General features: G+C 64.0%; 7 protein-coding genes, 1 rRNA gene and 1 other RNA gene. 7 read left to right on the forward strand and 2 right to left on the reverse strand.

Annotated elements, in window-relative coordinates; all coding sequences use genetic code 11:
- From rrf to HV783_RS00015, 3 genes are all read left to right on the forward strand, one after another.
- Positions 1-99: ribosomal RNA gene (rrf, locus tag HV783_RS00005) — 5S ribosomal RNA — on the forward strand; the annotation flags it as partial.
- A 326-nt stretch (positions 100-425) separates the two neighbouring features.
- On the forward strand, positions 426-791 hold the full coding sequence (locus HV783_RS00010) for a DUF4870 family protein (protein WP_054501922.1): 366 nt from the start codon (positions 426-428) through the stop codon (positions 789-791).
- A 187-nt stretch (positions 792-978) separates the two neighbouring features.
- Entirely contained in the window at positions 979-1206 is a 228-nt protein-coding gene (locus tag HV783_RS00015; protein ID WP_054501921.1) for a hypothetical protein, read from the forward strand.
- 383 nt (positions 1207-1589) lie between these two features.
- Here HV783_RS00015 and HV783_RS00020 read toward each other — a convergent pair whose 3' ends face one another.
- Positions 1590-1868, reverse strand: coding sequence for an SWIB/MDM2 domain-containing protein (locus HV783_RS00020; RefSeq protein WP_006217453.1), 279 nt, complete (start codon positions 1866-1868; stop codon positions 1590-1592).
- A 147-nt stretch (positions 1869-2015) separates the two neighbouring features.
- Between HV783_RS00020 and HV783_RS00025 the strand changes: the two genes are divergently transcribed.
- Both HV783_RS00025 and pyrC read left to right on the forward strand, forming a co-directional pair.
- Positions 2016-3209, forward strand: a complete 1194-nt coding sequence (locus HV783_RS00025) for a M20 aminoacylase family protein (protein WP_049071372.1) — start codon at positions 2016-2018, stop codon at positions 3207-3209.
- Between the two features lie 11 nt (positions 3210-3220).
- Complete coding sequence (gene pyrC, locus HV783_RS00030; RefSeq protein ID WP_064527131.1) at positions 3221-4285, forward strand: dihydroorotase; 1065 nt, start codon at positions 3221-3223, stop codon at positions 4283-4285.
- Positions 4286-4361: 76 nt separating this feature from the next.
- On the opposite strand, the gene HV783_RS00035 is transcribed toward pyrC, so the two are convergent.
- Positions 4362-6197, reverse strand: a complete 1836-nt coding sequence (locus HV783_RS00035) for an ATP-binding cassette domain-containing protein (RefSeq protein WP_054501919.1) — start codon at positions 6195-6197, stop codon at positions 4362-4364.
- 110 nt (positions 6198-6307) lie between these two features.
- Here HV783_RS00035 and rnpB point away from each other — a divergent pair.
- Both rnpB and mraZ read left to right on the forward strand, forming a co-directional pair.
- An RNA gene (gene rnpB / locus HV783_RS00040) (RNase P RNA component class A) lies at positions 6308-6713 on the forward strand.
- A gap of 324 nt (positions 6714-7037) precedes the next feature.
- Entirely contained in the window at positions 7038-7466 is a 429-nt protein-coding gene (gene mraZ, locus HV783_RS00045; protein ID WP_006392946.1) for a division/cell wall cluster transcriptional repressor MraZ, read from the forward strand.
- Positions 7467-7469 lie beyond the last annotated feature (3 nt).

Genomic DNA, 7469 nt, shown 5'->3' on the forward strand with positions numbered 1-7469 from the left:
CAAGGTGGTACCACTCCTTCCCATCCCGAACAGGACAGTGAAACGCCTTTGCGCCGATGATAGTGGACGGACGTCTGTGAAAGTAGGTCATCGTCAGGCTTTTATTGCTCAGAACCCCGCAGGCTAACGCCTGTGGGGTTTTGTCTTTTGGGGCGCGCCAAACCCTGAAAAGAAACCCTGAAAAGAAACCCCCGTGCGGCTTGCGCCGCACGGGGGTTTTTGTTTTCCACATAGCGCCCGCGACGGAATTCCAGGGCGATCCTGTCATTGATCGTTGTGGTTTCGACTCCTGAAAATCGCTTGCGATAAGCCCCCGCAGCGAGCCTGCAACCCGCGCCAGCATTGAATGTGCCCAAATAACAACGCTCGTGGGGCGGCTGGCTTTGTGCGGTAAGATTGACCGAGTCAATTGTTGGAGCGTAATCGTGAGTGATACCCAGACCCCCGCGCCCGGTACGGCATTAGACCTGCGCACGCTGACCCATGTCGCCTATGGTTTGTTCGCCCTGGGCTTTCTGACCAGTGGTTTCCTGGGCATCGCCACCCTGGCGGCTGTCGTGCTGATGTACCTGAAGCGCTCGGACGTCGCCGGCACCGTTTATGCCACCCATTTCGACTGGCTGTTGCGCACCTTCTGGTGGGCGTTGCTCTGGCTGGCCATCAGCAGCCTGGCGCTGATCATCTACATTGGCTGGATCGGTGTAGTCGCGACGGTAGTGTGGGGCTTGTATCGCCTGATCAAGGGCTGGCTGGCCCTGCTGGAAGGCGCTGCGCCGACCTCCTACGCCTGATTCCGGGCGCTCGCACTAAAAAGCCGGCTGACGCCGGCTTTTTTTCGTTCGGGACCACGCCGTGGCGTTGACGCGCGGGCGGCAAAACTATCTGGATGGGCGATCGCTCGCCATTGACTGTCTCGCGGCCATCACAGGGTAAGGCGCGAACGCCACGAGGGGCCTTTTGGAGGTAGTGGCGAGCGTCATGTTGCTGCACGATGAACCGCGCGGCTTGGCGGCGTTGGTGCGTATGGCGCAGGTGTTGCTGGACCTGGCGCAAGGGCCGCAGTTCAGCAATGCCGAGCTTGATGTTGCGGCCGATGACCAGCGCGCTGGCGAGTTGCTTCGCCTGTTCGATAGGGCGCGGCCCCACGACCATATATCTACTCGCAGGTATCTTCGCGTATGGCCCCACAGCGATCGGCGGCCTTGACGTTTCGCGCCTGCTTGCTCGATGAAGCGCAGATCGTCGCGTGCCGAGCATGGCGAGTCATGAGAGATCGCGGACCTTTGCTGAGCAGCATTGCGTTCAGGACGCCGACCCGTACGCGCGGCTGTCACGACAGCGTGAGGGTGCTCATGCATCTCGATCGAGACCGCAATGATGTTGCCCACGCGATTCGACGCGACAGCGTTCGCATGCAAGATGGATGAGGTGGGGAGGAAGGCCGTGCCCATCGCGGGTATGGGACTGGCTGGACAAGGCGCAAAGCCTGTGGCGGCGGGGATCTTCGGAAGTCGGGTCCGCCCGGCGTTCTAGCCAGGGCGTCGCGACAGTATCGAGGCAGGGACGTACAGGGTACGCCCTTTGCCTGCTTACTTCAGATGTGCGTTGACCAGTTTGGTCAGTTCGAACATCGTGACCTGATCCTTGCCAAAGATCGGGCGCAGCTTGGCATCGGCGTTGATGTTGCGCTTGTTGCTCGCATCTTGCAGGTTGTGCTTCTTGATGTATTCCCAGATCTTCTTGGTGACCTCGGTGCGCGGCACGGCTTCCGAACCGATCACAGCGGCCAGTTCGGCGCTGGGAGTCAGGGGCTTCATGAATGCAGCGTTCGGCTTGCGCGCGGTCGCGGGTTTGGAGGTTGTGGCCATAATGCGGCGCTCCTTCTCTGGCTGTTGGAAAAATTGTCCTGCGGCCGGAGCATAACGTGTCTCTCCCGTAAAGACAAAGGCATTTATCCTCTGTAGCAACTAAAATATCCCCACTGTCCCCCCTCTCACGTCATTCTGTAACCTCCTATGTACGCACGTTCTCCTTTGGAATCAATTCGCCTGTTCCATGACGAATTGACGGCGCTGCGGCGCGACTTGCATGCCCATCCCGAGCTTGGCTTCGAAGAGGTCCGGACGTCCGGGATCGTCGCGGGTGCGCTTGAGGCGTTGGGAATCGAGGTGCATCGCGGAATTGGCAAGACCGGCGTGGTGGGCGTCATCCGCGGCAAACGCTGCGACAGCGGCCGCATGATCGGCCTGCGCGCCGACATGGATGCGCTGCCGATGACGGAGGACAACGAATTCGGGCACAAGTCGACCAAGCCGGGCCTGATGCACGGTTGCGGCCACGACGGCCATACTGCTGTGTTGATCGGGGCGGCGAAGTATCTGGCGCAGACGCGCAATTTCGATGGCACGGCCGTGCTCATCTTCCAGCCGGCCGAGGAAGGACGCGGTGGCGCCAAGGCCATGATGGAGGACGGGTTATTCGATACCTTTCCGTGCGATGCCATCTATGCCTTGCACAACTGGCCGGGCTTGAGGCCCGGCACCATCGGCATCAATCCGGGGCCGATGATGGCCGCGGCAGACCGCTTCGAGATCCTGATCACAGGCCGTGGCGGCCACGGCGCGCATCCTTATCAGACGATTGACCCGGTCACGATCGCCGGCCAGGTCATCACGGCATTGCAGACCATCGTGTCGCGCAACGTCAATCCGCTGGATTCCGCGGTGGTGTCGATCGGGTCCCTGCAGGCGGGCCACCCTGGCGCGATGAGCGTGATCCCGCGCGAGGCGCGGCTGGTGGGCACGGTGCGCACATTCCGCAAGTCGGTGCAGGAGATGGTCGAGACGCGCATGCGCGAGCTGGTGACGGCGATCGCCGGCGCCTTCGGCGGCACGGCCGAACTGACTTACGAACGCATCTATCCCGCGACCCTGAACACGCCACAGCATGCCAACCTGGTCGCCGACATCGCCACCGAGATGATCGGCAAGGAAAACGTGGTGCGCGATCTGGTACCGTCGATGGGGTCGGAGGATTTCTCCTTCATGCTGCAGAGCAAGCCCGGCGCCTACTTCCGCCTGGGGCAGGGCGGCGCCGAATCCGGCTGCGTGCTGCACAACTCGCATTTCGATTTCAACGATGCCGTCATTCCCCTGGGCAGCGCGATGTTCTGCGCGCTGGCCGAACGGGGCATGCCCCTGGCAGATTAAGAAGCCTCTACATGTCCACGCAAAACACCAATCAACTGATCATCACCCGCCCCGACGACTGGCACCTGCATCTGCGCGACGGCGCGGCGCTGGAAGCGGTCGTTGCGGATACGGCGCGGCAGTTCGCCCGCGCCATCATCATGCCCAACCTGAAGCCGCCGGTGACCACCACCGAGCAGGCGCTGGCCTATCGCGGCCGCATCCTGGCGGCGTTGACCAAGGCGGGCGGCGATGCGGGCGCCTTCACGCCGTTGATGACGCTGTACCTGACTGACAATACCTCGGCCGAGGAGATCTTCCGCGCGCACGAGTCGGGCCAGGTCTACGCGGTCAAGCTGTATCCCGCGGGCGCGACCACCAATTCCGACGCCGGCGTGACCGACTTGCTGGGCAAGTGCGCCAAGGCGCTGGAAGCGCTGGAAAAGTGCGGCATGCCGCTGTTGGTGCATGGCGAAGTGACGGATCCGTCGATCGACGTGTTCGACCGCGAGGCGATCTTCGTGGAGCGCGTGATGAAGCCGCTGCGCCGCGCGTTTCCGGCCTTGAAGGTGGTGTTCGAGCACATCACCACCAAGGAAGGCGCCGAATACGTGCGCGATGCCGAAGGGCCTATCGCGGCCACGATCACGCCGCAGCACATGCTGTACAACCGCAATGCGATTTTCCAGGGCGGCGTGCGACCGCATTGGTACTGCCTGCCGATCCTGAAGCGCGAGACGCACCGCTTGGCGCTGGTGGAGGCCGCGACCAGCGGCAGCCCGCGTTTCTTCCTGGGCACCGACAGTGCGCCGCATGCCCGCGGCCTGAAGGAGCATGCCTGCGGCTGTGCCGGTTGCTATACCGCCCTGCATGCGATGGAACTGTACGCGACCGCGTTCGATGCGGTCGGCAAGCTGGATAAGCTGGAAGGATTCGCCAGCCTCCACGGCCCTGATTTCTATGGGCTGCCGCGCAACACTGGCAAGCTGACGCTGGTGCGCGAAAGCTTCCAGATTCCGGACGAGGTGCCGTTCGGCAACACCGCGCTGGTCCCGCTGGCCGCTGGCGAGACGCTGGCCTGGCGCGCGTCGGTCTGAGCGCGGCGACCGCCCTCCGACTATATATAGAGGGCGGTGCGGAAAGCGCCGCGGGCGCTGCGGTAACGGGACTGGATCAGAGGGCGCTTTCGCGGCGCGCCTCGAGCAATTCCCAGCGCGCGAACTTTTCCTCGAGTTCGCTTTCCAGCTTGGACAGCTCGCTGTTGATGCGTTCGACTTCGGCGGGCGCATCGCGGTAAAGGCTGCCGTCGGCGAGCTTGCCGGCCAGTTCGGCTTGTTGCGCTTCGAGCGCGGCGATGGCTTCGGGCAGGCCTTCGAGTTCGCGAAGCTCCCACGAATTCATCTTGGCGGCGCGGGCCGGCTTGGGCTTGGCGGCCTTGGCGCGGGCCGCGGCTTCGTCGGCCGCGCGCGCCGCCTTGGCTGCGTCTTCCTGCGCCGCGGCGACCGGCGCCGGGGCGGGGCGCTGGGCTACCCATTCGTCATAGCCACCGACGTAGTCGCGCCAGTGGCCGTTGCCTTCGTAGGCGATGGTCTGCGTGACGACGTTGTTCAGGAAGGCCCGGTCGTGGCTGACCAGCAGCACGGTGCCCGAGTATTCCTGCAGCAGTTCTTCAAGCAGTTCCAGCGTTTCGATATCGAGGTCGTTGGTCGGTTCGTCCAGCACCAGCACGTTGGCCGGACGCGCGAACAGGCGCGCCAGCAGCAGACGGGCGCGTTCGCCGCCCGACAGGCTGCGCACCGGCGAACCGGCGCGGGCGGGCGAGAACAGGAAGTCGCCGAGATAGCTCATGACGTGCTTGCGGGTGCCGCCGATCTCGACCCACTCGCTGCCCGGACTGATGATGTCGACCAGCGTCGCGTTCTCGTCGAGCTGGGCGCGCATCTGGTCGAAGTAGGCCACCGACACGTTGGTGCCCAGGCGGGTCGTGCCGCTGTCCGGCTGCATCTCGCCCAGGATCAGCTTTAGCAGCGTGGTCTTGCCGGCGCCATTGGGGCCGATGATGCCGATGCGGTCGCCGCGCAGGATGGTGGTGGAGTAGTCGTCCACCACGATCTTGTCGCCGAAGCGTTTGCCGACATGGTCGAGTTCGGCCACGAGCTTGCCCGAGCGCTGGCCCTCGGCCAGCGCCAGCGACACGTCGCCGACCCGTTCGCGACGCTCGGCGCGTTCGACGCGCAGGCGTTCCAGGCGGCGCACGCGGCCTTCATTGCGGGTACGGCGTGCCTCCACACCCTTGCGGATCCAGACTTCCTCCTGGGCCAGCAGCTTGTCGAAGCGGGCCTGTTCGAGGCGTTCGGACTCCAGCCACTGGGCCTTGCGCTCCTGCCATTGCGAGAAGTTGCCGGGGAAGCTGAGCAGCCGGCCGCGGTCCAGCTCGACGATGCGGGTGGCCACGGAATCCAGGAAGCGGCGGTCGTGGGTGATGATGACGGCGGCGCCCTTCCAGGTGCGCAGCATTTCTTCGAGCCAGGCGATGCCGTCGAAGTCGAGGTGGTTGGTGGGTTCGTCCAGCAGCAGCAGATCGGGTTCTTCGACCAGCGCGCGGGCCAGCGCGACGCGCTTGCGGGTGCCGCCCGACAGGCCGGCGATCTGGACGTCCGCAGGCAGGCCGAGCTTTTCCAGCACGGCGCGCACGCGCGAGGGGCGCTGCCAGTCTTCATGGTCGCCGTCGACATTGCAGACCACGTCGAACACGGTGGCGTTCTCGTCCAGTTCCGGTTCCTGTTCGACCGTGGCCACGCGCAGGCCCGAGCTGCGGGCGATGTCGCCATCGTCCGGCACGGTGCGGCCGTCCAGCAGCCGCAGCAGCGAGGACTTGCCGGCGCCGTTGCGGCCGATGAGGCCGATGCGCTCGCCGGCCTGAATGGCGAAGTCGGCGTGGTCCAGCAGCGGGTGGTGGCCATAGGCCAGCTGGATGTCGGTCAGGGTGATGAGCGTTGCGAGGGCCATGTGGGTCGGGTCGTTCTTGCGGCGGATAAGCGGATCAGACCGGTATTGTCGCAGGAACCCGCGCCGCTGTTCGGGGACGGAGCGGCGACCTGTACTAGAATACGCACCGCAAGGCGGGTCGGGCGATCGCGGTGGATGCGAGTCCATCGAGGAAGGTCCGGACTCCACAGGGCAGGGTAGCGGCTAACGGCCGTCCGGTCGCGTCTTCGGACGCGGTCGAGGAACAGGGCCACAGAGACGAGTCTGCGGGGCGGGCGCGCCAGTCGCGCACCGATACGGCCATCTCCGTATCGCGCCGGTCGGCAACGGCCGGCGGCATCGCAGGGTGAAACGCGGCAACCTCTACCCGGAGCAACATCAAATAGGCATGCGTGCGGCTTTCGGGTCGCGAAGGGCGGCTCCGTCCGAGCATGCGGGTAGATGGCTACAGCGGCTCAGCAATGATCCGCGCAGAGGAATGATCGTCCGCCAGGGAAACCTGGTGTACAGAATCCGGCCTATAGACCCGTCTTGCATTGGATTTCCGATCGACGCGTGGCGCCGCGGCGCTTTTTTCTCGCCGCGATATCCGCCACCTGGCGCGCAACGCCCGCCAGTCTTCGGCAAGCGGGCCGGGTAAAACAATGCAAAGGCATTGTTAGCCGCCACTTCTTAAGAAGCACTTTTAGATAGTGACGCAACCTCCTGATTTATTGGGAGGTTTTTCTTTTTGCGTATTTACAAGTTGCTCTAAGTCCTTGTTGTGATTGAAAAAATTGCAACCGCGCGCTTGACCGCCCCATTGCCATACCGTAGAGTGGGAAATAGTAGGAAATTGTGCAATTAAGTGGGGTAAAAGTGGTGTTTCAGGGAAGCAGCGCGCTCACGCTGGATGCCAAGGGACGGATCTCGATTCCGACCCGGCATCGTGACGCGCTGATGGCGCAGGCCGAAGGCCGCCTGACCCTGACCCGCCACCCAGACGGCTGCCTGCTGGTGTACCCGCGGCCCGAGTGGGAAAAGAAGCGCGAGCAGATTGCCGCCTTTCCCATGACGGCGCGCGCGTTGCAGCGGCTGTTGCTGGGCAACGCTCAGGACGTGGAACTGGACGGCTCCGGCCGCGTCCTGATCGCGCCTGAACTGCGCAACGCTTCCGGTATGACGCGCGATGTGATGCTGCTCGGTCTGGGCGCCCACTTCGAGCTGTGGGATGCCGCTACCCTGGCCAGCCGCGAGGCTGAGGACCTGGCCAAGGGTATGCCGGATGTGTTGAATCAGTTTTCGTTCTGAAAG

It is taken from the genome of Achromobacter dolens, assembly GCF_902859745.1.
Classification (GTDB): Bacteria; Pseudomonadota; Gammaproteobacteria; order Burkholderiales; family Burkholderiaceae_B; genus Achromobacter; species Achromobacter dolens.

What these genes read in the sequence shown, in the direction of transcription:
- HV783_RS00015 (WP_054501921.1), top strand. Translation starts at nt 979, where the DNA reads ATGTTGCTGCACGATGAACCGCGCGGCTTGGCGGCGTTGGTGCGTATG.
- HV783_RS00020 (WP_006217453.1), bottom strand. Translation starts at nt 1,868, where the DNA reads ATGGCCACAACCTCCAAACCCGCGACCGCGCGCAAGCCGAACGCTGCA.
- HV783_RS00025 (WP_049071372.1), top strand. Translation starts at nt 2,016, where the DNA reads ATGTACGCACGTTCTCCTTTGGAATCAATTCGCCTGTTCCATGACGAA.
- pyrC (WP_064527131.1), top strand. Translation starts at nt 3,221, where the DNA reads ATGTCCACGCAAAACACCAATCAACTGATCATCACCCGCCCCGACGAC.
- HV783_RS00035 (WP_054501919.1), bottom strand. Translation starts at nt 6,197, where the DNA reads ATGGCCCTCGCAACGCTCATCACCCTGACCGACATCCAGCTGGCCTAT.